This window comes from Maribacter sp. 1_2014MBL_MicDiv, assembly GCF_001865655.1.
Taxonomy (GTDB): domain Bacteria; phylum Bacteroidota; class Bacteroidia; order Flavobacteriales; family Flavobacteriaceae; genus Maribacter; species Maribacter dokdonensis.
The window spans coordinates 1-26,974 of sequence record NZ_CP011318.1; the positions used below are offsets into that span (position 1 = coordinate 1).

General features: G+C 35.9%; 25 protein-coding genes. 15 read left to right on the top strand and 10 right to left on the bottom strand.

Translation table 11 applies throughout. The features are described from left to right. Window positions 1–111 precede the first annotated feature (111 nt). Genes dnaA through YQ22_RS00015 form a run of 3 tightly spaced genes read left to right on the top strand, consistent with a single transcriptional unit; the run spans window position 112 to window position 2,724 of the window. On the top strand, window positions 112–1,536 hold the full coding sequence (gene dnaA, locus YQ22_RS00005; RefSeq protein WP_058102982.1) for a chromosomal replication initiator protein DnaA: 1,425 nt from the start codon (window positions 112–114) through the stop codon (window positions 1,534–1,536). 12 nt (window positions 1,537–1,548) lie between these two features. Beyond that, complete coding sequence (locus tag YQ22_RS00010; RefSeq protein WP_071339568.1) at window positions 1,549–1,998, top strand: low molecular weight protein-tyrosine-phosphatase; 450 nt, start codon at window positions 1,549–1,551, stop codon at window positions 1,996–1,998. Window positions 1,999–2,001: 3 nt separating this feature from the next. Further along, window positions 2,002–2,724, top strand: a complete 723-nt coding sequence (locus YQ22_RS00015) for an SAM-dependent methyltransferase (RefSeq protein WP_071339569.1) — start codon at window positions 2,002–2,004, stop codon at window positions 2,722–2,724. A 55-nt stretch (window positions 2,725–2,779) separates the two neighbouring features. Here the strand turns inward: YQ22_RS00015 and YQ22_RS00020 are convergent, their stop codons facing one another. The 4 genes from YQ22_RS00020 to dapF form a co-directional block, all read right to left on the bottom strand. Further along, on the bottom strand, window positions 2,780–3,409 hold the full coding sequence (locus YQ22_RS00020; RefSeq protein WP_058102985.1) for a hypothetical protein: 630 nt from the start codon (window positions 3,407–3,409) through the stop codon (window positions 2,780–2,782). A 147-nt stretch (window positions 3,410–3,556) separates the two neighbouring features. Continuing rightward, window positions 3,557–4,600: an endolytic transglycosylase MltG gene (gene mltG, locus YQ22_RS00025; RefSeq protein WP_071339570.1), complete on the bottom strand. Its 1,044-nt coding sequence runs from the start codon at window positions 4,598–4,600 to the stop codon at window positions 3,557–3,559. Next, complete coding sequence (locus YQ22_RS00030; protein WP_071339571.1) at window positions 4,600–5,124, bottom strand: GNAT family N-acetyltransferase; 525 nt, start codon at window positions 5,122–5,124, stop codon at window positions 4,600–4,602. The genes mltG and YQ22_RS00030 overlap by 1 nt, the downstream gene beginning before the upstream one ends. Beyond that, on the bottom strand, window positions 5,118–5,894 hold the full coding sequence (dapF, locus tag YQ22_RS00035; RefSeq protein ID WP_058102988.1) for a diaminopimelate epimerase: 777 nt from the start codon (window positions 5,892–5,894) through the stop codon (window positions 5,118–5,120). Before dapF ends, YQ22_RS00030 begins: the two co-directional genes overlap by 7 nt. Window positions 5,895–6,021: 127 nt before the next feature. On the opposite strand from dapF, the gene YQ22_RS00040 reads away from it, so the two are divergent. The 10 genes from YQ22_RS00040 to YQ22_RS00085 all read left to right on the top strand — a co-directional run bounded on the left by YQ22_RS00040 (window position 6,022) and on the right by YQ22_RS00085 (window position 17,918). Then, the gene (locus tag YQ22_RS00040) at window positions 6,022–7,413 is read left to right on the top strand and encodes a S1C family serine protease (RefSeq protein WP_058104254.1); all 1,392 of its coding nucleotides are present in this window, start codon (window positions 6,022–6,024) and stop codon (window positions 7,411–7,413) included. A 115-nt stretch (window positions 7,414–7,528) separates the two neighbouring features. Continuing rightward, entirely contained in the window at window positions 7,529–8,977 is a 1,449-nt protein-coding gene (locus YQ22_RS00045) for a glyceraldehyde-3-phosphate dehydrogenase (protein WP_058102989.1), read from the top strand. Between the two features lie 144 nt (window positions 8,978–9,121). Next, the gene (locus YQ22_RS00050) at window positions 9,122–9,745 is read left to right on the top strand and encodes a hypothetical protein (RefSeq protein WP_058102990.1); all 624 of its coding nucleotides are present in this window, start codon (window positions 9,122–9,124) and stop codon (window positions 9,743–9,745) included. A gap of 17 nt (window positions 9,746–9,762) precedes the next feature. Further along, window positions 9,763–10,224, top strand: a complete 462-nt coding sequence (locus tag YQ22_RS00055) for a GNAT family N-acetyltransferase (RefSeq protein WP_232231251.1) — start codon at window positions 9,763–9,765, stop codon at window positions 10,222–10,224. 16 nt (window positions 10,225–10,240) lie between these two features. Beyond that, window positions 10,241–10,915 carry a tRNA (guanosine(37)-N1)-methyltransferase TrmD gene (gene trmD, locus YQ22_RS00060; protein ID WP_071339573.1) on the top strand — a complete coding sequence of 225 codons (675 nt, stop codon included), beginning with the start codon at window positions 10,241–10,243 and terminating at the stop codon, window positions 10,913–10,915. A gap of 138 nt (window positions 10,916–11,053) precedes the next feature. Continuing rightward, on the top strand, window positions 11,054–11,404 hold the full coding sequence (gene rplS / locus YQ22_RS00065; RefSeq protein ID WP_058102993.1) for a 50S ribosomal protein L19: 351 nt from the start codon (window positions 11,054–11,056) through the stop codon (window positions 11,402–11,404). A 646-nt stretch (window positions 11,405–12,050) separates the two neighbouring features. Continuing rightward, the gene (locus YQ22_RS00070) at window positions 12,051–14,267 is read left to right on the top strand and encodes an NADP-dependent isocitrate dehydrogenase (protein WP_071339574.1); all 2,217 of its coding nucleotides are present in this window, start codon (window positions 12,051–12,053) and stop codon (window positions 14,265–14,267) included. A 113-nt stretch (window positions 14,268–14,380) separates the two neighbouring features. Then, window positions 14,381–16,780: a TonB-dependent receptor gene (locus YQ22_RS00075; protein WP_071339575.1), complete on the top strand. Its 2,400-nt coding sequence runs from the start codon at window positions 14,381–14,383 to the stop codon at window positions 16,778–16,780. A 3-nt stretch (window positions 16,781–16,783) separates the two neighbouring features. After that, complete coding sequence (locus YQ22_RS00080) at window positions 16,784–17,704, top strand: DUF4249 family protein (RefSeq protein ID WP_071339576.1); 921 nt, start codon at window positions 16,784–16,786, stop codon at window positions 17,702–17,704. Beyond that, window positions 17,691–17,918, top strand: coding sequence for a DUF6095 family protein (locus tag YQ22_RS00085; protein WP_071339577.1), 228 nt, complete (start codon window positions 17,691–17,693; stop codon window positions 17,916–17,918). Before YQ22_RS00080 ends, YQ22_RS00085 begins: the two co-directional genes overlap by 14 nt. 5 nt (window positions 17,919–17,923) lie before the next feature. On the opposite strand, the gene YQ22_RS00090 is transcribed toward YQ22_RS00085, so the two are convergent. Then, entirely contained in the window at window positions 17,924–18,616 is a 693-nt protein-coding gene (locus YQ22_RS00090; protein ID WP_071342432.1) for a DUF4294 domain-containing protein, read from the bottom strand. Window positions 18,617–18,720: 104 nt separating this feature from the next. Between YQ22_RS00090 and YQ22_RS00095 the strand changes: the two genes are divergently transcribed. Further along, a complete protein-coding gene (locus YQ22_RS00095) occupies window positions 18,721–19,809 on the top strand; it encodes a M42 family metallopeptidase (protein WP_058102998.1) in 1,089 nt (362 codons plus the stop codon). A gap of 46 nt (window positions 19,810–19,855) precedes the next feature. Continuing rightward, window positions 19,856–20,413, top strand: coding sequence for an NUDIX hydrolase (locus YQ22_RS00100; RefSeq protein WP_071339578.1), 558 nt, complete (start codon window positions 19,856–19,858; stop codon window positions 20,411–20,413). Window positions 20,414–20,444: 31 nt separating this feature from the next. Here YQ22_RS00100 and YQ22_RS00105 read toward each other — a convergent pair whose 3' ends face one another. The 5 genes from YQ22_RS00105 to YQ22_RS00125 form a co-directional block, all read right to left on the bottom strand. Continuing rightward, window positions 20,445–20,879: an RbsD/FucU domain-containing protein gene (locus tag YQ22_RS00105; RefSeq protein WP_071339579.1), complete on the bottom strand. Its 435-nt coding sequence runs from the start codon at window positions 20,877–20,879 to the stop codon at window positions 20,445–20,447. Window positions 20,880–20,958: 79 nt separating this feature from the next. After that, entirely contained in the window at window positions 20,959–21,729 is a 771-nt protein-coding gene (locus tag YQ22_RS00110; RefSeq protein WP_058103001.1) for an SDR family NAD(P)-dependent oxidoreductase, read from the bottom strand. A gap of 137 nt (window positions 21,730–21,866) precedes the next feature. Further along, window positions 21,867–23,246, bottom strand: coding sequence for a histidine--tRNA ligase (hisS, locus tag YQ22_RS00115; protein WP_071339580.1), 1,380 nt, complete (start codon window positions 23,244–23,246; stop codon window positions 21,867–21,869). A gap of 82 nt (window positions 23,247–23,328) precedes the next feature. Further along, a complete protein-coding gene (locus YQ22_RS00120; RefSeq protein WP_058103003.1) occupies window positions 23,329–23,805 on the bottom strand; it encodes a DUF6495 family protein in 477 nt (158 codons plus the stop codon). Between the two features lie 61 nt (window positions 23,806–23,866). After that, complete coding sequence (locus YQ22_RS00125) at window positions 23,867–26,974, bottom strand: TonB-dependent receptor (RefSeq protein ID WP_071339581.1); 3,108 nt, start codon at window positions 26,972–26,974, stop codon at window positions 23,867–23,869.

A 26,974-nucleotide genomic window follows, 5' to 3' on the forward strand; every position in this document is an offset into this window, starting at 1 on the left:
TTTTTTTTAAATAATTTGTTCACATATTTGCCCAAGTTGAACGAGAACTTAGATTGAAAAAATTCAATCTCTTTTAGCTAAAAGCTAACCATTAAAAGAGTATAGATTATTATGAATGTTACTGCTAATTCCGTATGGAAAAACTGTTTGGTGTTTATTAAGGATAATATCCAACCGCAGGCATTCAAAACATGGTTTGAACCCATTAAACCTATAAAGCTTACAGAAAATGCCTTAAGCATTCAAGTACCAAGTAAATTCTTTTACGAGTGGCTAGAAGAGCATTACGTTAAACTGCTAAAGGTTGCATTAACTAAAGAATTAGGAGAGACTGCGAAATTAGTATATATCATACGTATGGAAAATACGTATGGCAATAAAGAGCCTTTTACAGAAAAAATTCCTAGTTCAAATAGAGGTGCAATGGCCGCCCAGGAAATGGATGTACCCATTAAATCTAAAAACCCTGAACTACGCAATCCGTTTGTTATTCCAGGGATTAGAAACATAAAGATAGAATCTCAATTAAATCCTAATTATAATTTTGATAATTTCCTTGAGGGAGATTCTAACCGTTTGGCACGTTCTGCCGGTATGGCCGTAGCCAACAAACCGGGAGGTACATCTTTCAACCCGTTATTGGTTTTTGGTGGTGTCGGATTAGGAAAAACACACTTGGCACACGCCATTGGTGTTGAAATAAAAGACAAGTACCCTGAGCGTACAGTGCTTTATATTTCTGCAGAAAAATTTACCCAACAGTATATTGAATCCGTAAAGAAAAACACTAGAAATGATTTTATCCATTTCTACCAGTTAATAGATGTTCTGATTATTGATGATGTACAATTCTTATCAGGTAAGTCTGGTACGCAAGATGTTTTCTTCCATATTTTCAACCACTTACATCAAAACGGAAAACAAGTAATTCTTACATCTGACAAAGCTCCTGTAGATATGCAGGATATTGAGCAACGGTTGTTATCTCGTTTTAAATGGGGATTATCCGCAGAATTACAAAGTCCGGATTACGAAACAAGAATCTCTATCTTAAAAAACAAGTTATATAGAGATGGTGTAGAGATACCAGAAGATATTATTGAATATGTTGCTAAACACATTAAAACCAATATTAGAGAACTTGAAGGTGCCATAATTTCACTTATTGCACAATCAACCCTAAACAAAAGAGAGGTTACCATTGAGCTTGCACAACAAGTAGTTGAAAAATTTGTAAAGAACACTAAACGTGAAGTTTCTATTGACTACATACAAAAAGTTGTTTCCGATTATTTTGAGATGGATGTTGCAACATTACAGTCCAAAACAAGAAAGAGACATATTGTACAAGCTAGACAATTAGCCATGTTCTTTGCCAAGAAGTTCACTAAAGCCTCATTGGCAAGTATTGGTTCACAAATTGGAAAGCGTGATCACGCTACGGTACTTCATGCATGCAAAACAGTGGATAACTTAGCCGAAACAGACAAGCAGTTTCGCAAGTATATTGATGACCTAACTAAGAAATTCTCTTAAATTCTATACTAAATGAAGGTGTTAATGGTTTGCCTAGGTAATATTTGCAGGTCTCCATTGGCAGAGGGTATTCTTAAAAGTAAAGTTGACACAACAAAAGTACACGTAGACTCAGCAGGTACAGCAGGATATCACATTGGAAATGCACCTGATCCAAGATCTATAAAAGTAGCACAAAACCATAACATCGACATTAGCTCACAAGTTTGTAGAAAATTTTTGGTATCTGATTTTGACACTTTTGATGTGATATATGCCATGGACAAAAGCAATTATGGCAATATAATTGGTATGGCCAGAAATAGAGCAGATGCCGAAAAGGTAAAGCTTTTGTTGAATGAAATTGACCCCATGGACCAAGAAGTGCCAGACCCCTATTATGATGCAGACGACGGATTTGAAACCGTTTTTCAAATGATAGATAAAGCTTGTAATATAATTGCAGCCAGATTAGACCATTAATAAATGAGCACACAAAACGGTAAAATTGGAAAAGTTTATTTGATTCCTTCTACGCTTGGCGATATGCCACCGTTAGAAGTATTACCCATTTCTATAAAACAAACCATAGAGAGACTTGATCATTATGTGGTGGAGAACGAAAAAACCGCTCGACATTTTATAAAAAAAATAAGTCCCAGAAAATCCCAACCTGGCTTAAAACTTTTTGTTCTTAACAAGTTCACTGAACCAGAAGAAATTCCCACTTTTCTAAACCCTTGCTTGCAAGGTAACGATGTAGGCATACTATCTGAAGCTGGTTGCCCAGGTATAGCCGATCCTGGTGCCGCCGTGGTAAAAATAGCCCATAGCAAAAACATTCAAGTTATTCCATTAGTAGGTCCCTCTTCCATTTTATTAGCTTTAATGGCAAGTGGCATGAACGGTCAAAATTTTGCATTCAACGGGTACCTCCCTATTGACAGTTCTGACCGAAAAAAATATATTAAAAATTTAGAGCGTAGATCAAAAGAAGAAAACCAATCTCAAGTATTTATAGAAACACCTTACAGAAACAATAAAATGCTTGAAGAGTTGATTAAAACCCTTGCACCAAGCACAAATATATGTGTTGCTGTCGATATTACATTACCTACCGAATACATTAAGACCAAAACAGCAATTAACTGGAAAAAAGAAAATGTAGATCTACACAAAAGACCGGCTATATTTATAATCCAAGCATAAAAAAACCTTGACAAACTAGTGCCAAGGTTTCACATTTTCATATCTACTTAAACTCTTAGATTCTTGGGTTACGTTTTGCTTCAATCATTGAGACATCATAACCTGCAAACTTTTTCATATAGTTAGAAATACTTGTACCGTACCCGTCGGTGATTTCCATACGACCATGAGACCTTAAATATAATTTCACATTACCCGGTCCTGCAAGGTGCGCTGCTGCCAAAATACCCGACTCGGTAATTTCAACACCGTTCATGCGAACACCTACATAGCGTTTAATATCCCTTCTTAAAATCCACTTGTTACGTGACGTGTTAACATGAAAAACTTTTTCCTGTAATTCAGGATTATTCAAGAATTCATTTCCATTGTAAACACCGACCAACTCTAAAGTGCCCAACCCAAATTGATACTTACCTAAGTAACCAAAAGTATTGGTTACAAAATAGTTTCCTTGAGACTCCTTAAAAGCTAAAGCTTCTTTGAAACCTATAAATTGGCGACCAAGAAAAGGGGGAGCTATTTGATAATTTGACAATAGAGCTTCATCTTCCGGAAAAGAAACCAGCTCTGGCTTGTTTACTTTTAACTGATTAGGCACATCTACCTTAAAGGGTTTAAACCCATAACCAGAAATTATAAACGTAACAATTAGAGGACAACTTGCTAATATCCATCTTCTCATACATATAGTTTCTTAAGACTTATGGCGACTACTATTTGCCTGCTTAAATTTCTGAGGCAAAGGTAGGTCTGAAATTTTAAGAGTTTTAGAAGGTTCTGTTAAAAGAATACAGAATTAGTTAACAAGTTCTAAAATTCGGATGAAAGCTTACCTGTTGATTTTCTGAGCGTTAATCCATCGGATGTACTGCTCTTTATTTCGGTTGTGTTGCGTTAAATTCTCTGCAAACATATGATAACCGAACTTTTCAACATTGGCTACAAAATAGTAATAATTGTGTTTTTTAGGATTTAAAACCGCATCAATTGCGGTTATATCCGGCATTGCAATTGGCCCTGGCGGCAATCCTGCATACTTATAGGTATTATAAGGTGAATCCATTTCCAAATCCTTATACAAGACCCTTTTAATAATGGTATCAAAATTACCCGTTTCTTTCTTTATCGCATATATAACGGTAGGATCGGCTTGAAGCAACATCCTTTTTCTTAACCTATTCAAATACACCCCGGCAACCGTAGGACGCTCATCAACTTTTGCCGTTTCTTTATGTACTATGGATGCCAAAGCAATAACTTCATTTGGTTTCAAGCCAAGTGCTTTAGCTTTATCCTTACGTGTATCCGTCCAAAATCTATTATACTCCTTTAACATTCTACTCCTAAACCCTTCAGCCGATGTATTCCAGAAAAATTCATAGCTATTAGGAATGTACAATGATATTTTATTGGCATCATCAAATCCGTTCGCCTTTAAAAACTCATTATCGCTAAATGCCGCAACTAAAGAAACGCTATCAGCCTCAATTTGCCCTGCAATTCTTCCTGCCAAATCATTAATATTTTCTTGATTATTGAAAGATACCTTTACAGGCAAATTGCCACTTCTTAATGAGTTTACAATCTCATTATTATTCATACCCTTCTTTATCTTATATCGACCGGCCTTTATATTACCCAAGTAACCTTTTCGATCGGCCGCAGATTCAAATGAACTAAAGTCTTCTAAAACAGGAGAAAGACGCTCTTCCAAATCCATCAAAGTAGCATCGGTCGGTACAAATACAATGGCCTCATCATTATTAAAGCTGGTATTTGGGGTAAAAAATGTACCATAAACCATAAAGGCAAAAATTCCACCACCTATCAACCCTATGAGCACCACACCCAATAAAATACGTTTGATATACATCAATTATTTATTTTTTGTAATAATATTTCGTTCTTAAAGGTATTTTTAAAGCGCACCCAATCTTTCTTGACCCCAACTTGTTGAAATCCTAACTTGTGGAACAAATGAAGGCTAGCCAAATTATCTTCTAATATATTGACATATACCTGTCGTAATCCTAAGGCTTCGAACAAATACTCCGTAAGTAAGGTAATTGCTTCTGCCCCAATCCCCTTATTTCTTTCTGCCTGGTTCAATATCACAATACCAATACCAGCTCTTTTGTGATTTGGCTCAAAATCAAAGACATCTATCAACCCCAATGTGTTATGCTCATGTGTACAAATGACCAAACGTAACTGTTTAACATCAAAGATATCCCTATGCGCATTCTCCAAATAAAATCTAAGCACGTCTTTTGAATATGGAGTTACCGTTCCACTAACTTCCCATACGCTGGTATCATTCTCCAATAGATACAGAAAATCAAGGTCTTTTTTTTCCAAAGCCCTTAGATAAATCTGTTTTCCTTTCAATGTTACCACGTTAGTTCACCTTTAAAAACCTGTTTAGCTTCCCCTTTTAGGTAAATATCCGAATAAGAACCGTTCTGTTCTTTGAATGAAACTTCCAAATTACCACCAAGGGCTTTGATACCGATCGTATTTTCTTTTGTATTCCCTAGGTGATACATTCCAAGAGCCACCGCAGTTACTCCAGTTCCACAAGACAAGGTTTCATCTTCTACCCCACGTTCATAAGTCCTAATATCAAAACCACCTTCGTCATTCTTTTCAACAAAATTAATATTACTGCCCTTTTCACCATACACACCATAGCGCATGCGCGCACCTTCCTTTACAACATTAAACGATTTTAACCCATTGACCAATTGTACATGGTGCGGTGATCCCGTATCCATAAAAAGAGCATTGGTTTTTTCCTTTATTTCTTTAACGTCCAACATTTTAAGACTTACCACATCATCTGTTATTGTAGCTTCATGTAAACCATCAACCGCTATAAATACAGTTTCCTTTTCAATAACCTTTAAAAAATGTGCAAAAGCAACAATACATCTACCACCATTACCACACATACTCCCTTCTTTGCCATCCGCATTGAAATAGACCATTCTAAAATCGGTTTCTGCATCATTTTCCAATAAAATTAAACCGTCTGCACCTACGCCAAATCGTCTATTACAGATTTTTGCAATCAATGGATAATCGTCTTTTGGAAACTGTCCATTACGATTATCTACCATTACAAAATCATTACCTGTACCTTGATATTTATAAAATGTATTTTCCATGCTTTAACAAAGCTCCAAAGATAGTACATTATTACTTTTTAAAGTGTAGTTAAAAAGTAGTTAAACGCTTATATAATAGCATAAAATCAAGTAATTTTGTGTAGAATACGTTAAAATATTAATGAATATGAAAAGAATAGCTAGTCTCCTATTTGTATCCGTTTTTGCAGGTGCGATTACATTGGGTGCTTATAAACTATTTTTCGAAAAGGAAAATTTTACCATTATTACCCAAGATAATAATAACGGAATAGTAAACGCAAGTTATACACCTACTTCCGCTAGAGGTGCGGGTATCAATGAGGTGGATTTCACTAATGCCGCCGAGAATACCGTGAATGCCGTTGTCCACGTAAAGAACATAACCATTAATAAGGCCCCTACCAATATATTCGACTTTTTTTACGGTACCAGTGGAAAAGTAGTACCGCAAGTAGGTACGGGATCTGGAGTAATAATTTCTTCTGATGGATATATTGTCACCAATAATCATGTAATTAGTAGAGCAAATCAACTACAGGTTACTTTGAACAATAACAGAACATACAATGCCGAGTTGATAGGAACTGATCCAAATTCTGATATTGCCCTTATAAAAATAGACCCAAATGAAAAATTGCCTTACTTGGCATTTGGTGATTCCGACCAAACCAAAATTGGCGAATGGGTATTAGCTGTTGGAAATCCTTTTAACCTGACTTCTACCGTAACTGCGGGTATTGTCAGTGCAAAAGCTAGAAATCTTGGGAAAAACCAATCTTTCATTCAAACAGATGCCGCCGTAAACCCCGGAAACTCAGGTGGTGCATTGGTAAACACTAATGGGGACCTCGTAGGTATCAATACAGCAATAACCTCGCAAACGGGATCTTATGTAGGTTATTCATTTGCGGTACCCAGCAATATTGCAAAAAAAGTAATTCAGGATATTTTAGAATACGGCAATGTTCAAAAGGGATTTATGGGCATTAGACCTGCACCTGTAAACACAAGAGATGCTATAGAAAAAGGCATAAACAATATTGATGGGGTGTACATTGAATTTATTGAAGAAGAATCTGCAGCCCAGGAGGCCGGAATCGTAGTCGGTGATATTATCAAAAAAGTTGATGAAATCGATGTGCACAAATACCCTGATCTAACAGGATACTTATCCACAAAAAGACCAGGTGACACTTTAGAAATTGTAATAGATAGAAAAGACGAGCAGCTAATATTACCATTAACCCTTAAGGAGAGACAAACCTTAGTGGTTCCGGAGATGGGCTTAGAAGTTAAAAACCTAACGGAACAAGATAAGAAGGTATACAAAACCAAAACGGGTGTAAAAATTATTGGAGTACCGGAACGTTACAGAGGTTACGGCCTATCAGAAAAAGTAATCGTCAAAATCGATGATCAAGAAATAGGAAATATTGACGATGCATATACAGCATTTGGCGGCATTTCAAAATATGGAAAAACCGTGATTACCATGTTAGGATCCAATGGCCAAAGAGACCGCCTCATATTTCAATAACAAAACCCAATAAAATACAGCCTTCGCAAAAACGAAGGCTTTTTTTTGAAAAATATTTATTTAAAGTGCTTAATTTTTCTAGTTTTGTGCGAATTATAAAATTAATCAACTAATTATGGCTCCACAAACCACTTTTGAAAAAGAGCTGGCATTTCAAGCGGATCGTAGAAAAGCTACAACGGAATTTATCAAAATCGTAAGTGATCTTTGGTATGACAAATCCATTGAAATTGTCCTTTTTAAAAATCAGGTTATTGACAAAAATGTAAGCGATATAATGCACTTGCATGAGTATGCTGGTGAATTTGTACAAAAACCCATTTCTATTTTTGATTCTGTAGAAATACTAAGGTCAATTTCAGACATGGCGTTGCCACCTTCTAAGTTAGATATTGGTAAATTAACCTACGAATACCATTCTGACACCAACATTCTTAACAATGTAAAATCTTTTGTGATAGATAAATTACAATCTGCTCAAGACTTCAAAAGTATAGAACCTAAAGATGTAGTACTATATGGTTTTGGAAGAATAGGTAGATTAGTTGCAAGAGAGCTTATGTCCAAAACAGGAAAAGGCAATCAATTAAGACTTAGAGCTATTGTAGTAAGAGGCAAACCTAGTATTGAAAACCTTGAAAAAAGAGCCAGCCTACTTAGAACAGATTCTGTACACGGTATTTTTAATGGCACCGTAAAAGTAGACTACTCAAACCTAAAATTGATCATCAATGGCACAACTGTACATGTTATATATGCCAATATGCCAGAAGAAATTGACTATACGGAGTACGGTATAAACGAAGCTTTGGTGATAGACAATACAGGAGCTTTTAGAACTAAAGAACAATTAGAAAGGCATTTACAAGCCAACGGAGCCGCCAAAGTTTTATTAACCGCTCCAGGCAAAGAAGTTGCCAATATAGTACATGGTGTAAACCATTTAGAATATTCACCTGATGACACAGATATATTTTCTGCAGCATCATGTACCACAAACGCCATAACTCCTATTTTAAAGGCAATAGAAGAAACTTTTGGCATTGAGAAAGGACATTTAGAAACCATACACGCCTATACCAATGACCAAAATTTGGTAGACAATATGCATGGTAAATACAGAAGGGGCCGTGCTGCGGCACTCAACATGGTTATTACTGAAACCGGTGCAGGCAAAGCAGTAACAAAAGCCTTACCTTCTTTGGAAGGCAAACTTACCTCTAACGCCATTAGAGTTCCTGTACCCAACGGATCATTAGCTATTCTTAATTTGGAAATCAATCAAAAAACATCACTAGAAGGTGTAAACTCCATGATCAAGAAATATGCATTAGAAGGAGATTTAGTTGAACAAATAAAATACTCACTTGATAAAGAATTGGTTTCTTCCGATATTATAGGAACCTCTGCCCCATCTATTTACGATAGCATGGCTACAATAGTTTCCGGTACAGGAAAGAGTGTTATATTATATATATGGTATGACAATGAGTATGGTTATTCTCATCAAGTAATTCGTTTAGCCAAATACATTGCCAAAGTAAGACGTTTTACCTATTATTAATTTTTAAAAAGAAAAGATCTATTTGTTAATTAAGAACGTAGGTAAATAAAGAATGTTTAAGCTTTATATTTTTTTCATAATTCAATATTTATAAAGTACTTTAGTCAACTCTAAATTATTCAAATTAACCTAAGAATCTATTACATGAATTTCTATAGAATACTATTATTACTAGCCTTATTATTAGCTAGTAATGTACAATTTGCACAAAATGCCGAAGAAGAGGAAGATAAGTTATCATTAGATGAAGGACCGATCAGTAATCAATTCGATTATATAGCCAAGCGATCAGGAAACTATAGAGCAGATGGTGTTAGATATGAAGTGGTAAAAGAATCTAATTTATTTAAAATTAGAAAAAATGTTCTTGACTCCATTGCCGCCATGAATAAAAAAACAGGTGAGTTAAAGGCTACAATTGCAGAACACGAAACTACAATTACATCTTTAAATAAAAAATTGGAGGAGACCACCACTAATTTGGGTCTGGTTACCGAAGAAAAAGATAGTATGTCTTTTCTTGGCTTACCAGTTTCCAAGGGAACATATAATTTTGTACTATGGACTATTATAGGCGCATTGTTTCTTACCCTTGGTTTATTTATTTATAAATTTAGAAATAGTAATATACTGACTCAAGAAGCCAAACAAAACTTATCTGAATTAGAAGTTGAATACGAAGATCACAGAAGAAGGGCATTAGAGCGTGAACAAAAAATAAGTAGACAGCTACAAGACGAGATTAACAAACAGAAAAAAACTAAGTAAATTTTTAAAGCTCCATTTTGGAGCTTTTTTTTTATATGGTCAAAATAGAACAAGTAACGACATCAGAAATTAACGACATTATACCTCTTTTTGATGGATATAGGGTTTTTTATAAAATGAAATCTGATTTAGATGCCGCAAGAATATTTCTGCAGGACAGAGTGACAAATAACGAATCCGTAATATTCGCTGCTTATGAAGGAAAAAACGCCATTGGCTTTGTTCAGCTCTATTTCACCTTTTCCTCGGTAAGCATAGAGAAATCGATAATATTAAACGATTTGTATGTTGCAGCCGAACATAGAGGTAAATCCGTAGGACTACAATTACTACTAAAATCCCAAGAATTCTGTAAAATAAATGGTTATAAAGGCCTTGCCCTGGAGACCGCTATTGACAACCCAGCTCAAAAATTATATGAAAAGCTTGGCTGGGAGAAAGATTCCCACTGTTTTCATTACTTTTGGCAGGTTAAATGAAGATGCACATCAAAAAATGAGAATAGACATAATTACAGTATTGCCCGAACTACTCACTAGCCCATTTGAAGCTTCCATTTTAAAAAGAGCTATAGAAAAAGATTTGGTTGAAGTCCATTTTCATAACCTCAGGGATTATACCGATACAAAATATAGAAATGTAGATGATTATCAGTTTGGAGGAGGAGCCGGTATGGTACTTATGATAGAGCCCATTGACAAATGTATCTCTAGCTTAAAGTCTGAAAGAGCATACGATGAAATCATTTATATGACTCCAGATGGCGCAACCCTAAATCAAAAAACCGCCAACACACTTTCGTTGGCAAAAAATATAATAATTCTTTGCGGTCATTATAAAGGCGTTGACCAACGTGTACGCGATCTTTTTATAACCAAAGAAATATCCATTGGCGACTATGTACTTTCAGGTGGAGAATTGGGTGCCGCAGTTTTATGCGATGCAGTCATTAGATTATTGCCAGGCGTACTTAATGATGAAACATCAGCACTAACTGACACCTTTCAAGATGGTCTGCTTGCCCCACCCGTATACACTAGACCTGCGGAGTATAAAGGAATGACTGTGCCAGACGTACTATTAAGCGGTAACTTTGGCAAGATTGAAGAATGGAGAGAAAACAAAGCATACGAACGTACCGAAAAATTACGTCCAGATTTGCTAGAGTAACATAATTTTGAGAATTAAAGAAAAAGCAAATAAATACTTGCGTGATTAAATTTAAATACTAATTTTGCAGCCTGTTAGAACAACCTCTGACGATAATCGTGAACGTTGCTCTGATTTAATTCCAATTTTAACTATACAATGGAATCATTAATAAAATTTGTACAAGACGAATTCGTAACTAAAAAAGAATTTCCAAAATTTTCTGCTGGTGATACAATCACTGTTTACTACGAAATTAAGGAAGGTGAAAAAACAAGAACACAGTTCTTTAAAGGTGTTGTAATACAACGTAGAGGTACCGGTTCTACAGAAACATTTACTATTCGTAAAATGTCTGGAACAGTTGGTGTTGAGCGTATCTTCCCAATTAACTTACCTGCACTTCAAAAAATTGAAGTTAACAAACGTGGTAAAGTACGTAGATCTAGAATTTACTACTTCCGTGAATTAACTGGTAAGAAAGCTAGAATTAAAGAAGTAAGAGGATAAATTTTATATCCAAATAAATATAAAGCACTGTTTTATTTTAGAACAGTGCTTTTTTTATGAACAAAAGTGAATAACACCTGTTTATAACATGTTGATTAATAAAAGATTACATTTTTAAGCTTTGTATTATTATTTTTTGTAAATTAGAACATGGTTACGAAATAGAGATTTAGAAAAATGCCTATTTTAAAATCATTACGAAGTTTGCGTTCTATCGTATTATTGTTTGACCAAAACATTTAATGATTATTAAATGTGGTAAATTTTAAATTTATTGGCTGTCGCTAATTAAATTTAAGATTAGTTGAATAGTAAAGAGACTATATATTAGGTTTTTATTATTCAATGATGACAATAAAAAAGAAATGCTGTGTAGATGCCGGGTTGCCTAACCTGGGAATCGAAAAACATTTTAAACGTTGAATCAGTAAAGCGGATGCAATCAAGGGTTGCCGTTTTGATGAAAAATCAAAACAAACTGTCCGTAAACTTTTTCTAAAAAGCCATATCATTGTATGCGTACATTGATATGGCTTTTGTTATTTAACAAAACTTCCCTCCTGCCTGAAATATTAAGCCATTTTCAACACTTTCATACCTTTAGAAAATTGTATATTTGTTCCGCTTAAATTAAAACAAACTGCAAATGTCCAAAATTTTTTATACCAAAACAGACGAGGCGCCTGCATTGGCTACAGAGTCTTTTTTACCTATTGTAAAAGCTTTCACAAAATCATCAGGAATTGAAATCGAAACTAAAGATATTTCTTTAGCCGGCAGAATTGCTGCTACCTTTCCAGAGTTTTTATCGAAAGAACAACAGGTGTCCAATGATTTGGAAGAATTGGGCAACATGGCAAAACAGCCAGAAGCAAACATTATAAAATTACCTAACATAAGTGCATCGGTTCCCCAATTGAACGAGGCTATCGCAGAATTGCAAGCTAAGGGTTACAACATACCAAACTACCCAGACGAGCCTAAAACTGATGAGGAAAAGCAAATAAAGGCGAAGTACGATAAAATTAAAGGTAGTGCCGTAAACCCTGTTTTAAGGGAAGGTAACTCTGACCGTAGAGCTCCTAGAGCTGTAAAGAATTACGCAAAGCAAAATCCTCATAGCATGGGCGCATGGAGTTCTAGCTCTAAAACTCATGTAGCAACAATGGGCGATGGCGATTTTCAGGCCAATGAGAAATCAACAACATTAGCCAATGCCACTACGGTACAGATAAAATTGGTTTCCGAAGGCTCAGAAACTGTTCTAAAAGATAATTTAAGCCTGCTTAAGGGGGAAATTATCGATGCAACGGTAATGAACAAAACAGCCTTGCTAGATTTTCTTCAAGCAGAAATTAAAGATGCAAAAGATAAAGGCATCCTTTTTTCAGTGCATTTAAAGGCTACAATGATGAAAGTTTCCGACCCTATTATTTTTGGTCATGTTGTTGAAACTTTCTTTAAACCCGTATTTGTAAAATATGCAGATACTTTCGATGAATTAGGTATTAGCCCTAATGACGGACTTGCCAGTTTGTACCAGAAGATTGAAAAATTACCCACCAGTGAAAAAGATGCCATTACTAAAGATTTAGATGAAGCTTTGGCTAAAGGACCAGATCTAGCAATGGTAAATTCAGACAAAGGAATTACCAACCTACACGTTCCAAGTGATATTATTATTGATGCATCTATGCCAGCTATGATCAGAAACTCTGGACAAATGTGGAATGCGGAAGGTAAATCTCAAGACACCAAAGCTGTAATACCAGATAGTAGCTATGCAGGTATTTATACGGCTACCATTGATTTCTGTAAAGAACATGGTGCGTTTGACCCTACTACTATGGGTACCGTACCAAATGTTGGTCTAATGGCACAAAAGGCAGAGGAGTATGGCTCACATGACAAAACCTTTGAAATTAGCCAAAGCGGAACTGTACAGGTAGTTGACACCACTAGTGGTAAAGTATTACTTGAGCATACCGTAAGCAGTGGCGATATTTGGCGTATGTGCCAGGTTAAGGACGCTCCTATTCAAGACTGGGTAAAATTGGCAGTTTCTAGAGCAAGAGCTACCGATGTGCCTGCTGTTTTCTGGTTAGACGAGAACAGATCACATGATGCCGAGTTAATTAAGAAGGTAAATACATATTTAGCACAAGAGGACACTAATGGTTTGGACATCCAAATTATGTCTCCAATTAAAGCCACAGCTTTCACATTAAAAAGAATGAAAGATGGCAAGGATACTATATCTGTTTCCGGAAATGTATTAAGAGATTACCTTACTGACCTCTTCCCTATTTTGGAAGTAGGAACAAGTGCCAAAATGTTATCGATTGTTCCTTTAATGAACGGCGGTGGACTTTTTGAAACAGGAGCAGGTGGCTCAGCACCAAAGCACGTAGAACAATTCCTAGAGGAAGGTCATTTAAGATGGGATTCTTTGGGTGAATTCTTAGCATTAGGCGTTTCTTTGGAGTTCTATGGAGAAAAGAATGGAAATGCAGCAGCAAAGGTTCTTGGTGACACCTTGGATAGCGCTACCGAGAAATTTTTATTGAACGACAAGTCTCCTTCAAGAAAAGTAAAAGAACTGGATACGAGAGGTAGTCATTTTTTCTTGGCAAAATACTGGGCAGAAGCATTGGCGCTACAAGATGATAACGCTGAATTAAAAGCTATTTTCTCTAAAGTAAGTTCAGAAATCAATAACAAGGAAAATGATATCCTTTCAGAATTGATAGATGCACAAGGATCAGCACAAGATGTGGGTGGTTATTATAAGCCAGACACCGCTTTGGTTCAAAAAGCAATGAGACCAAGTACTACTTTAAATGGAATATTAGAATCCATTTAATTCAACTTTAACTTCTATGAATACCCTTAATTAAATTTAAGGGTATTTTTTTTGACCTTTAATTACTTTTAGGAGTATAGATCTATTCTAAGTATTTTTACACTAAAAAATTGATGAAAGTACTTTTACCGATTCTTATCATCTTATTTTTAAGCTTACCCCATAATATTAAGGGCCAACAAAAATATACACTAAGCGGTACTATATCTGAAGTATGCAGTAACGAAACATTAATTGGCGTTACAGTGGCAATACCAGAGTTAAAAACCGGTGTCACCACTAATGAATACGGTTTTTATTCCATCACCCTTCCACAAGGTACTTATACGGTACTAATAAGTTATTTAGGTTTTGAGGATATCACTCAACAAATAACATTGACAGAAAATAGACGTAAAGATTTTTTGTTAAGCGAAGAAGCTGAACAATTAGAGGAAGTAGTGGTTACGGAAAATGTGGAAAAAATGGATATCAGAAAGCCACAAATGAGCGTTAACACCCTTTCAGTAGGTACTATTAAAAAAATACCGGTGATTTTAGGTGAAGCAGATGTCATAAAATCCATATTACTACTACCCGGTGTAACCAATGCCGGTGAAGGTGCCTCGGGTTTTAACGTGAGAGGTGGAGCAGCTGATCAAAACCTTATTCTATTAGATGAAGCCATCATCTTTAACTCTTCTCACCTTTTTGGATTCTTCTCTGTATTTAATCCAGATGCCATTAAAGATGTAAAACTATATAAAGGTGGCATACCTGCCCGCTATGGCGGTCGAGTTTCATCTGTGCTAGATATATTTCAAAAAGAAGGCAATAGCAAAGAGTTTAAAATGAATGGCGGTATTGGTGCAGTTGCCAGTAGATTTTTGCTAGAAGGTCCCATTAAAAAAGACAAAGCAGCTTTTTTAATTGGCGGTAGAGCTTCTTACGCCCATTTGTTCCTTCCGTTGTTCGATGTTGATAACACAGCATATTTCTATGACCTAAACACCAAATTCAACTATAGATTAAATGAGAAAAATAACATTTTTCTTTCTGGATATTTTGGTAGAGATGTCTTTGGTATCAACGATAGTTTTGTAAACACCTATGGTAATGCTGTGGGTAATTTTAGATGGAACCATTTATTCTCTGACAAACTTTTCTCCAACCTATCTTTAATTTACTCTGATTACTATTACGGGTTAAAACTAGATTTTGTAGGGTTTAATTGGAACTCAGGCATAAGAAACTTTAATCTTAAATATGACCTTAAACATTACGCCACAGACAAATTGCAGATCAATTACGGCATTAACAACGTCTACTACCAGTTTAACCCAGGTAAAATTGAACCAAGCAATTCAGAGTCTGGCATTATTGAAGAACAACTAATTGAAAAATATGCTAATGAATTTGCCGCTTATGTTGATTTTGAACACAGATTAAGCGAAAATTTGAGTGTAGGTTACGGGCTGCGTTTTAGTCACTTTATGAGACTAGGGCAAGATGAATTAAATGTCTATGCCAATAACAATCCGGTTACTTATGATCCCTTTTTACTCATCTATCAAGAAGCAGACCCTATAGATGTTATAAATCCCGGTAGAGGAACTACGCTGTCTCATTTTAGCAATTTTGAACCAAGAGTTTCCCTTTCATATACCTTAAATCAATCTAGCTCTATTAAAGCGAGTTACACTAGATTAGCTCAATACCTACATCTACTTTCAAATACCAGCTCGCCTACCCCTTTAGACGTTTGGACACCAAGTGGACCATTTACAAAGCCACAGCTATTGTATCAATATGCTTTTGGTTACTTTAAAAATATTAATGATGGAAATTTCTCCTTAGAAACTGAAGTCTTCTATAAAGATGTCCAAAATAGAATAGATTATATAGACGGTGCTAATCTTATTGCCAATAATGCCATTGAACAAGTAATTCTAAATGGCGAAGCGCGTGCTTATGGGCTGGAGTTTCTTTTGCGGAAAAATGAGGGAAAACTACAGGGTTGGCTAGCCTATACCCTGTCCAAATCCGAACAACGCACACCTGGTAGAGCGCCTGTTATAGACAATGGTCGTAGCAATGTTGAAACCGGAATTAATTTTGGGAATTGGTACAATACGCCTTACGATAAAACGCATGACATTTCTTTGTTCATAAGTTATGATCTAACAGATAAATGGAGTTTTAGTGGAAATTTCACATACCAAACCGGGCAACCTACCAATTACCCCGTCGGTCAATTTGAATTTCAAGATTTAACCGTGCCTTATTATGGTTTAAGAAATTCTCAACGATTACCGGCATACAATCGCCTTGACCTATCGGCTACTTTGAAACCTAAAAAAAATAAGAACCGAAAATTAAAAGGTGAATGGGTCTTTAGCTTATATAATGTTTATAATAGACGAAATGCAGCTTCTATTAATTTTAGACAGAATGATGACACCGGAGTAAATGAGGCTGTAAGAACCTCTATATTTGGCATAGTGCCGGCAGTAACTTACAATTTTAATCTTTAGGAAATGAAACGCTTTATATTAATCATATTAGGCTTTATTCTTTTTATCTCATGTGAAGATGTCATAGAGGTTGAATTACCGGAAAATGACACCAGACTAGTTGTTAACGGTGTAATACGCGTAGATGAAAATCAAGAATTTCTACCCATTGAAATAGCTGTTTCTGAAAGCAGCTCTTTTTTTAACGAAAACACGGTAGCATCATTAAAAAGTGCCATTATCTATTATGGTACCCCTAACCCCGATGCCCCGGAAATTTTAGAAGGAGGTGGTATTTCCAATTTAGCTGAAGTAGAACCAGGTAGCGGTATTTGGGTACCTGACCCTAGTTTTGATAGTGATCAAAGAATTAGAGTTAGCAGTATTGAAGAAGGAGATGTTTTTCAACTTATTCTAGAAACAGAAAATGAGCAATTTTTTGCTACGACTACCTATGTGAAATCTGTGCCTATAGATTCTTTAGAGCAAGGTGACGAAACCCTATTTTCAGGTGATGAAACAGAAGTAATAGTAACATTTACAGACCCGGGGGAAAGCAACGATTTTTATTTGCTCGACTTGGATTTTGGAGAGTTTTTAGTAACAGAGGATGAGTTTTATCAAGGACAGACTTTTGTATTCTCATATTTTTACGATAATGAATTAGCAATAAATACAAGCTCTGTAGTAAATATAAGTTTACTGGGTGTAGATGAACAATTTTACAATTACATGAACCAAATCATTGTTCAGTCCGGTGGCGATCAAGGTCCGTTTCAAACCCCGGCAGCTACTGTTCGTGGTAATATAATAAATGTTACCGGAATTGATAACGACGAGGTTGTTGACAATGTTGAACGTTCAGATAATTTTGCATTGGGTTATTTCGCCATTGTAGAAGAATATACAGATAGCATAACAATTACAAACAATGAGGAGAACTGATAAAGATTTACTTGTAACAGGTTTAAAAAGATTGGCATTCACCGTTTTATTAATGTTCACTGCCCCCTTTGTACTATGGCAGGCTTTCAAGAACCAAGACCACTCTATGTTCTGGCCGGTTTGTATTTTAGGATTGGTTCTTGCCGCATATGCCGTTTATATGGGGTTTAAGGGCATTATGACAATAATGGATTCAATGTTCGGTAAAAAATAAAAACTTTAGCCTTTTGGTATTTTGGTCTTTTTCTTCCACTTATTATAAAGCTTATCGTAATCGTAGTCTAAAACCGTTTCTTGTCGTTCTAATTTACCTTTTGAAAAAGCGCGTTGCAAAATATCTTCTATCAAATAGTCTTCTTCTACAAGGTCTGGATGAAACTCTTCCTTAATGCTTATATTGAACAATTTGGCCGTGGTATTATACCAAAAAGCTCTCCAACCATTTCTAAGATCCTTGACCAAATCAAAAGCGGTAGTACCCGTTTGCCTATAAATTAGTTTCACCAAAATTTGACCTTCGGTTCTAGTTAATTTTTTCAACTCTTCAGAAAATTCTTCTTCAATAAATTTCTGTACTTTTTTAGTATACTTTTTGCGTTTACGGTTGTTCTTCATATTCGCCAAACTATCGTTTAGCTCAACCAAACGCTCCGCAGCCATTTTAGCGTATGGATATACTTTTTGCGTTTTTCTCCTTAAAATATAGTAGCGTAATTTTTCATCATAAGACGAGAACTTAAGTTTACCAAAAACATACGCTTCCTCTAATGCTATAGAACTTTGCAGCAATGAGTCCCCTGTTACGATAATCATTTTTTCCGCAACAGAATCAAGCTCTTGTTCCTCAACCTGAGCTGTACAGATAAAAACACCGGAGACCAGTAGATAAAGTATTAAAAAGTTATATTTCATTACCATAGGCTTAACAAAAGTCCTGCCAAAATTAACGAATATTAAAGAAGGTTATTATTAATACAACGCTAATATTCTTAAGTTTGTATCTTAAATTAACATTGATGGCTGAGAAAAAAATAATTACCAAAAAGTCTGAAGACTTTTTTGAAAAATACTTGAACAATGCCGCTCCTACAGGTTATGAGTGGGAAGGGCAAAAAATTTGGATGGACTACCTAAAGCCTTATGTAGATACATTTATAACAGATACTTATGGTACTGCGGTAGGAGTTATAAATCCTGATGCTAAATATAAAGTGGTCATTGAAGGGCATTCAGACGAAATCTCATGGTACGTTAATTATATTACGGATAACGGACTTATTCACGTTATAAGAAATGGTGGAAGCGATCACCTAATTGCTCCTTCTAAATGGGTAAACATACATACTAAAAACGGAATTGTAAAAGGTATTTTTGGCTGGCCAGCTATTCATACCCGTAAAGGGGATAAAGAGGAAACTCCAAAAATTGAGAATATTACCGTTGATGTTGGTGCAACCACCAAAGAAGAAGTTGAAAAACTTGGTGTACATGTAGGTTGTGTAATTACATACCCAGACGAATTTCAAATTCTTAATAAGAACAAATATGTTTGTAGAGCTATAGATAATAGAGCTGGTGGTTTTATGATTGCCGAAGTTGCACGTCTATTGCATGAGAATAAAGTAGAATTACCTTTTGGACTTTACATTACAAACTCTGTTCAAGAAGAGATTGGATTGCGCGGTGCGGAAATGATTACACAAACTATTCAGCCAAACATTGCTATTGTTACAGATGTTTGTCACGATACGACAACTCCAATGATCAAAAAAGAGGTTCAGGGACATACCGAAATTGGAGCCGGACCTGTAATTTCTTATGCTCCAGCGGTACAGAACAAATTACGTGAACGTATCATTGAGACCGCCGAAAAGAAAAACATACCATTTCAACGAATGGCTGCATCTAGATCTACCGGTACAGATACAGATGCATTTGCCTACAGTAATGGCGGTGTTGCTTCTGCTTTAATTTCTTTACCGTTACGTTACATGCACACTACCGTAGAAACGGTTCATAAAGATGATGTTGAAAATGTAATTCGTCTGATCTACGAAACATTGTTAACGATAAAGGATGGCGAAACTTTTAGCTATTTCGAATAATCTTATTTAATCCCTCCACCAATTTGGAGGGATTTTTTTTTACGCTATGGATGAACTAATTGATATTTTAGATGCCGATGGAAGAATGACCAATAGAACGGCAATGAAAAGTGAAGCCCATAAAAACGGATGGTTTCACCAAACGGTTCATATTTGGTTTTACACCTTAGATGGCAAAGTTCTTTTACAGCAACGAGGTAAGAACAAAGATGTTTACCCCCTACTTTGGGATGTTAGCGTTGCAGGTCATATTGGTGCTGGCGAAAATATAATTACCTCTGCACTACGTGAAATAGAAGAAGAAATCGGTTTAACCATTCAACCTGACAAATTGCAAAAAATTGGAGTTTTTAAATCTGTACACAATCATTCCAAAAATTTGATGGATTATGAGTTTCATCATACATTTTTGGCTCCCTTACATTTATCATTACATGATTTACGAAAGCAAGAAAGTGAAGTAGAAAACTTAAAATTGATTCCAATGGATCAATTCACTAAAGAATTAGGTGATATTTCAAAGTTTAAATACGTACCACATGAAATATCGTACTATAATACAATCACCAAGGAAATTTCTAAATGTATGGCAACAAGCAATTAAAAGCCAAGATTTCAATGTTACCTCTTATAGTTTAAAAACTGCTTTCCTCAGCCATTTTAACTACCCCAACCGTTAAAATCAAATTGGCAAAACGTCGTTGTTCACCTGTCTGTATGATTAGTGTAGTGGTCTTATCACGGATTTGGTCGTAAAATGCCCTCCTTTCCATTTCACTCCAACTAACATCTCCCAGCAATTCTTTATATGCCAAATGTATTTCAGCATTTGCTTCAGGTGGTTTTTCCATTACAATTGCTCCTTGTATTGGACAAACCTCAAGTATACCTTTAAGAACAGTCAATGCATCTAGCAAGCCTGGTTTAAAATTTAAATGTACTGTTGTGGAATTTGGACCGTTCATTGCGGCAACAGGTAGATTACCATCTGCAATAACAACTTGGGCAAAATGCCCAGAACGTGCAAGAACCTCCATTATAGTAGGATGAATAACCGGAGTCTTAAGCATAATTATATTTTTAAAAGAAATATGAGAATAAAACACTAGCTACCAAATGGCAACCAGTGTTTTATTTTTAATCGATTTTTTACATATTGTAGACGCCACCATTGATGTCTAACGTAGCTCCAGTAATAAAGCCATCGTATTCAGATGCCAGATATAATACAGCTCTAGCTACATCATCAGCGTTACCTGCTCTTTGAATAGGAATACCTTTTGTAGTTTCTGCAGCTGATTCCTTTGTTGTATGCGTATTGTGAAATGAAGTACCTAAGATGAGCCCTGGCGCAACAGCATTAACTCTTATTCCCTGTGGTCCCAATTCTGATGCAAGTGCCCTTGTATACGTTAAAATAGCTCCTTTACTGGTTGAATATACCAATGATCCCGGGTGACCGCCTTTACGACCTGCCAATGATGCTAAATTGACCATACTACTATTCTCATTCTTTGCCAAATATGGTGCTGCTGCCCGTGTAACGAACATCATTGAAGTCATATTAATATCCATCACCTTGTGCCAAAAATCCGTTTCCATTTCACTTAGCATTTTACGGGCAACTAAAGAACCTGCATTATTGATTAAAATATGAAGTCCGCCCAATGCTTCAACTGTCTTTTCTACCAATGCATTTGCATCGCTTTCCTTTGTGAGATCACCACTTACCGCAATTGCTTTTACACCTTTATCCTTAGCATAAGCCACAAGCTTATCTGCGGTATCTGCACTTGAGAAATAATGAATGGAAACATTTGCGCCACTATCAATGAAATGTTTGGTGATAGACTCTCCTATTCCTTGTGCACCGGCGGTAATCAATACATTTTTACCAAATAATTTGTTGCTATTCGTCATGATTCTTTTAATTATAAAACTTGATTGTATTTTGGTTCTAAACCATTTTGATCGTCAATTGAAAACTGCACAACCAAATTGGTTAACCAAATATAATCAAAAATGACTCAGTAAGCTTATATTTGATTTTAAGGTACTTAACTCAAATAATTTATAAAAGCACCAACGTTGTTTAAGCTATATTCTAGTTGAGAGCCTTCATTCATGTTCTTTACAACAAATGAATTTTTACTCAACTCCTGCTCCCCAATTAATATAACATAAGGTACATTGCGATTATTGGCATACTTCATCTGCTTTTGCATTTTGGCACTTGAAGGATACATATCTGCCTTTATGCCGGCTTTTCGCAACTGAGTAACCAATTTTAAGGCCGCCATAGCTTCCTTTTCCCCAAAGTTGACACAAAGTACTTGTAGCGAGCGATCAATTGCTTCAGGAAAAAGATCAAGTTCCTCTAGTACTAAATAAATACGATCCAGACCAAAGGAAATTCCCACACCACTTACATTCTTTAGACCAAAAATTCCCGTAAGGTCATCATAGCGGCCACCACCTCCTATAGATCCCATTTTAACTCCCTTAGGCGCCGCAACTTCAAATATAGCGCCGGTATAATAGTTTAATCCGCGTGCCAGGGTGACATCTATTGACAATTTAGCAGATTGTAGACCCAGGGCTGAAATAGTCTCTAGAATAAAACGCAGCTCGTCCAATCCTTTTTTACCTTCTTCAGAATCTTTTAAAAGACCATCCAAGCGTTCTAATTGTTCGTTGTTACTGCCTTGTGGTAAAAATAATGGTGATGCTTTTTCAATTGCTTTTTCGGTAATACCCTTAGCGAGCATTTCTTTTTTGACTCCGTCCTCCCCTATTTTATCTAGCTTATCCAATGCAACGGTAAAATCTATCAATAAATCCTTAGCTCCAATTACTTCTGCAATACCTGCCAAGATTTTTCTATTGTTCATTTTTATAGTTGCACCTTCCAATTTTAAATCGGAAAATACGGCATCATACAACTGAACCAGCTCTACTTCTTGAAGCAATGAATCTGAGCCAACAACATCGGCATCACATTGAAAAAACTCTCTAAATCTACCCTTTTGTGGTCTATCAGCTCTCCAAACTGGTTGAATTTGATAGCGTTTAAAAGGAAAATCCAACTCATTTTGATGCATAACCACGTAACGTGCAAAAGGTACAGTTAGATCGTAGCGTAATGCTTTCTCAGTAATTTTAGGAGCTATATTGTTAGAATTCTTTTCCGCATACGTAGCATCATCAACCTTTCTAAGAAAATCACCGGAATTCAATATTTTGAAAATCAAACGATCACCCTCTTCACCATATTTACCCAACAACGTATCTGAATTCTCAAAAGAAGGAGTTTCAATAGGTTGAAATCCATAAGTTTGAAAGTTCTTTTTGATAGTATCAAAAATGTAATTACGTTTTGCTATTTCAGAAGGATTAAAATCTCTGGTGCCTTTAGGTATAGATGGTTTCTGTGCCATTAAATTTATATTGTATTGCAAATATAACCTTCCATAAAATAAGGCTACATTTTAATAGTATGGATTTTAGATTTTTATTGTTCTATTTGGTAACGATAACTTTCTCGAACCATTGGTATAATTCTCCCTTGGTAATTACCGCTCCTTGCTTTATCAATAAAAACTTATCTACGTTTTTATCATCAGTGTAGGCTTTAGATGCAGTTAAATACTCTACAAAATCCGATTGCCAGTTTCTCTTGAACCAATCGAAACCAACAGTTGTGGTTAAATCAATTTCAGGATTCATCACCTTTACGGAAATCAATTTCATTTCTTTATCCGTTAAATGAAATAAGTGCATTTGATTGTTGGAAATATTCTCCAAGTAGGTCACTTTTGCTAAAACACCTTCCCATACCAAATCGCTAAACACATCTAATTCTTCCTCAGCAACCTTGGGCTTGTTCTTTTTAATATCATCCCATTCATCGCCTGTGATTGATTGTGTCGCAAGAAAATTGATAAATTCTGGATGCAATTCTTCCAGTTGCTCTTTTGTTAGCCGCGTATATTTCATTTTGCAAAAATAAAAAGCCCTAACATATTTGCTAGGGCTTTTACAACTTAATTTTATAAACTTAAAAGATATATCTCAATCCTACTTGTGCTTGCCATCTAGACAACAGACTTGCATCGTACCCAAATGTCTCTGTCAATTCAGGATTAAATGTGTAGGTAGGCACATTAGTATCCGGATCTACAGTTACACCAACAGGTTGAACATTATTTGGCTGTTGTACCAAGCCCCAATCAGAACTGATCAAATTACCTATATTCAATACATCTACACTAAATTGTATAGTATTGGTTTTTCCTTCGGATACGGTGATTTTGTAATCTTGCAAGAATTTCACATCCCATCTTCCTCTCCATGGTGCTAAAGCTCCGTAACGCTCTGCATACTGACCTCTACGGTCACTTAAGTAATCATCTTGTGCAATATAGGCATCAAAAGCCGCTCCTTGACCTGCACCGGAAAATTGCATTTGACCAATTTCAGCTGAGGTAGGAACATAAATAAGGTCATTAATACCAGATCCATCTCCATTGATATCACCACCGTACGTATAATTGAACCTACCGCCTTGAGCATATTCAAAGAATGTGGAAAGTGTAGATGCCCATTTACCATTACCATACTCCCAGTTTTTGCTAGCTACACCAATAAACCTATGTTTATCACCATATTTTGATGGTGCTAATATATCTGCGTTGGCGTCATTAATAATTGGGTTACCTGCAAAAGCATCTGAAGTAATTTCTGCTTCAATGGAGTTTACATCCTTGGCATCTAAATAACTATAAGCCAACATTGTATACAGACCATTATTAAAGTTTTTCTGGGCCTTCAAAGATGCATTCCAAATTCTTCCTTTATTTGAGTTGGTAAATACATATGGACCAGCACCTAAACCAAAGCTGTTCAATAAATCATCAGCAGTATAGGTTGCTCTTGTATCTACACCTGATAAATTACCAGATGGTGATGTCAATGCCCAGTTTTGAACGTGTGGACCATTGATATCTTTTGTATAAGAAAGGTCTGCAGTAAGCACCATACCATCATCTAAACGCTTATCAACACCTAAATTAGTTCTCCATACTTGTGGAAATTTGTAATCTGGATCAACTGCCTGCAAGAAAAATACATCTGGATTAGCAATTTGGTTTCCTAACCATACAAATGGAAAACGTCCTGTAAACAAACCTGATCCACCACGAAGCTGTAGCGACTTATCCCCATTTACATCATAGTTAAAACCTACTCTTGGGGAAATTAGCCAATCATTAGTTGGCATTTGTGTATTATCAATAAAAACCGTTTCGCCTGTATTAGGGTTTTCATAAGGTTGATCAGCAATTACAAAACCTCTATCAATAACATCTTGTGCTTTCTGTGCGGAATCAAAAAACAAAGGCTTATCAAAACGTACACCATAGGTTAATTTAAATTTCTCGTTTACGTTCCATTCATCTTGTACATAAAAAGCCAATTGACCTACATTTGTTTCTGCCAATGCCCAACCTTCGCCATCAGGTACAGCGTTATTGGCATTAAATGTTGCTTGCGGTCCTGCAAAGTCATACGTAGTTGCATCGAAATCGGCTATATCTACGCTTCCAAATTTTGAAAAACCATATGCCGTAAGGTTAAATGAATTATCGAACATGAATTTCTCAAGAGAAAACCCTACTGTATACGTATGATCTCCTTTGTAAAAATTTAGGTTGTTCGTAATTTGAAATACCTTTTGATCCAATCTATTGTGAGCAGAAAATGGCTCATGACCAGCAATAATGTAATTAGACCCATCTTTAGCAATATTGATTGATGGAGCAGGAGACGAAAATGGATTTCTATAGTCATTAAAATGAGTATACCCCACTTGAAGCTTGTTAGATGCTGTTTCGGATAATGATGAATTTAATTCTACCTGAACAGATTTAAGCTCGTTATTTTGCTCATAACCAGAATTTTGAAACTGTAGCGTATTTGCATTAGGACCTCTAAACTGTATTGCCGTAGGGTGTGCCGGTTTTTGCTTGGATGCATTCAAAAAGTTATAAATCACCGCTAAACGATTATTATCGTTTATGTTCCAGTCTAATTTAAAAAGCCCTTTTGTAGATTCCGCATCATGGGTAAAACCTTCATAAGCACCTGGATCGTATCCTACTGCCAGTAATTGATCCCTAACAGCTATTAAATCACTTTCCAATACTCTAGATTCATTGATAGCTCCCGAACCTGTGTTTGGTACCCAGCCATTAGTTCCTAAATCTGTTCTCTCATCTCTTTCGAAATTAGCGAAAAAGAATAGTTTGTTCTTCACTACCGGACCACCAATACTTACACCGTATTGACTTTGGTCTAATTTTGGTTTTACAATGTCATCACCTTTGATTTTTCCCCCGGTCATATCTTCATTTCTGAAAAAACCGTAAACAGTACCGTGAAATTCGTTAGATCCACTCTTGGTTACGGCATTAACTGAAGCCCCCGTAAAACCGGACTGAGTTACATCATAAGGTGCTGTTGATACTTGAATTTGTTCAATAGCATCCAATGAAATTGGTTGAGAATCTGTCTGACCTCCTGGTGTAGCTGCATCTAACCCAAATGGGTTATTGAAAATTGCTCCATCTAGAGAAAAATTATTGAATTGGTCATTTCTACCACCAAACGAATTTCCGCTTGCTGTTGGCTCTAAACGTGTGAAGTCTGCAGCAGAACGTGAAATTGTAGGTAAACGCGTCAACTCTCTTCTACCCACACTAGTTTCTGCACCAGTTCTATCACTGCTAAAAGTACCAGAACGATCAGATACTACCGTGACCTCGTCCAATGCTTGACTTTCACTTGCCAATTTGACATCAACATTAAATGTTTGGCCTAATGATAAATTAACATCTGTAAGTAAATAAGGTTTAAATCCTACATAAGAGATTTCTACCGTGTAAGGACCACCAACACGAAGGTTAAGTAGGTTAAATCTACCATCTTCGTTAGAAATAGAACCATACTTAGTACCTGTAGGGGTATGTATGGCTACAATATTTGCTCCAAATAGTGGTTGATTTTGGTCATCCATTACCAAACCTCTAATGTTAGAGGTGGTAACCTGACCGTAAGTTGCGCTTACAAAAAGCAACAACAACAATTGAAAAAACAAGTTGTTTTTCAT

Coding starts and splice junctions, on each gene's coding strand:
- dnaA (WP_058102982.1), top strand. CDS start 112: ATGAATGTTACTGCTAATTCCGTATGGAAAAACTGTTTGGTGTTTATT.
- YQ22_RS00010 (WP_071339568.1), top strand. CDS start 1,549: ATGAAGGTGTTAATGGTTTGCCTAGGTAATATTTGCAGGTCTCCATTG.
- YQ22_RS00015 (WP_071339569.1), top strand. CDS start 2,002: ATGAGCACACAAAACGGTAAAATTGGAAAAGTTTATTTGATTCCTTCT.
- YQ22_RS00020 (WP_058102985.1), bottom strand. CDS start 3,409: ATGAGAAGATGGATATTAGCAAGTTGTCCTCTAATTGTTACGTTTATA.
- mltG (WP_071339570.1), bottom strand. CDS start 4,600: ATGTATATCAAACGTATTTTATTGGGTGTGGTGCTCATAGGGTTGATA.
- dapF (WP_058102988.1), bottom strand. CDS start 5,894: ATGGAAAATACATTTTATAAATATCAAGGTACAGGTAATGATTTTGTA.
- YQ22_RS00040 (WP_058104254.1), top strand. CDS start 6,022: ATGAAAAGAATAGCTAGTCTCCTATTTGTATCCGTTTTTGCAGGTGCG.
- YQ22_RS00045 (WP_058102989.1), top strand. CDS start 7,529: ATGGCTCCACAAACCACTTTTGAAAAAGAGCTGGCATTTCAAGCGGAT.
- YQ22_RS00050 (WP_058102990.1), top strand. CDS start 9,122: ATGAATTTCTATAGAATACTATTATTACTAGCCTTATTATTAGCTAGT.
- trmD (WP_071339573.1), top strand. CDS start 10,241: ATGAGAATAGACATAATTACAGTATTGCCCGAACTACTCACTAGCCCA.
- rplS (WP_058102993.1), top strand. CDS start 11,054: ATGGAATCATTAATAAAATTTGTACAAGACGAATTCGTAACTAAAAAA.
- YQ22_RS00070 (WP_071339574.1), top strand. CDS start 12,051: ATGTCCAAAATTTTTTATACCAAAACAGACGAGGCGCCTGCATTGGCT.
- YQ22_RS00075 (WP_071339575.1), top strand. CDS start 14,381: ATGAAAGTACTTTTACCGATTCTTATCATCTTATTTTTAAGCTTACCC.
- YQ22_RS00080 (WP_071339576.1), top strand. CDS start 16,784: ATGAAACGCTTTATATTAATCATATTAGGCTTTATTCTTTTTATCTCA.
- YQ22_RS00085 (WP_071339577.1), top strand. CDS start 17,691: ATGAGGAGAACTGATAAAGATTTACTTGTAACAGGTTTAAAAAGATTG.
- YQ22_RS00090 (WP_071342432.1), bottom strand. CDS start 18,616: ATGAAATATAACTTTTTAATACTTTATCTACTGGTCTCCGGTGTTTTT.
- YQ22_RS00095 (WP_058102998.1), top strand. CDS start 18,721: ATGGCTGAGAAAAAAATAATTACCAAAAAGTCTGAAGACTTTTTTGAA.
- YQ22_RS00100 (WP_071339578.1), top strand. CDS start 19,856: ATGGATGAACTAATTGATATTTTAGATGCCGATGGAAGAATGACCAAT.
- YQ22_RS00105 (WP_071339579.1), bottom strand. CDS start 20,879: ATGCTTAAGACTCCGGTTATTCATCCTACTATAATGGAGGTTCTTGCA.
- YQ22_RS00110 (WP_058103001.1), bottom strand. CDS start 21,729: ATGACGAATAGCAACAAATTATTTGGTAAAAATGTATTGATTACCGCC.
- hisS (WP_071339580.1), bottom strand. CDS start 23,246: ATGGCACAGAAACCATCTATACCTAAAGGCACCAGAGATTTTAATCCT.
- YQ22_RS00120 (WP_058103003.1), bottom strand. CDS start 23,805: ATGAAATATACGCGGCTAACAAAAGAGCAACTGGAAGAATTGCATCCA.
- YQ22_RS00125 (WP_071339581.1), bottom strand. CDS start 26,974: ATGAAAAACAACTTGTTTTTTCAATTGTTGTTGTTGCTTTTTGTAAGC.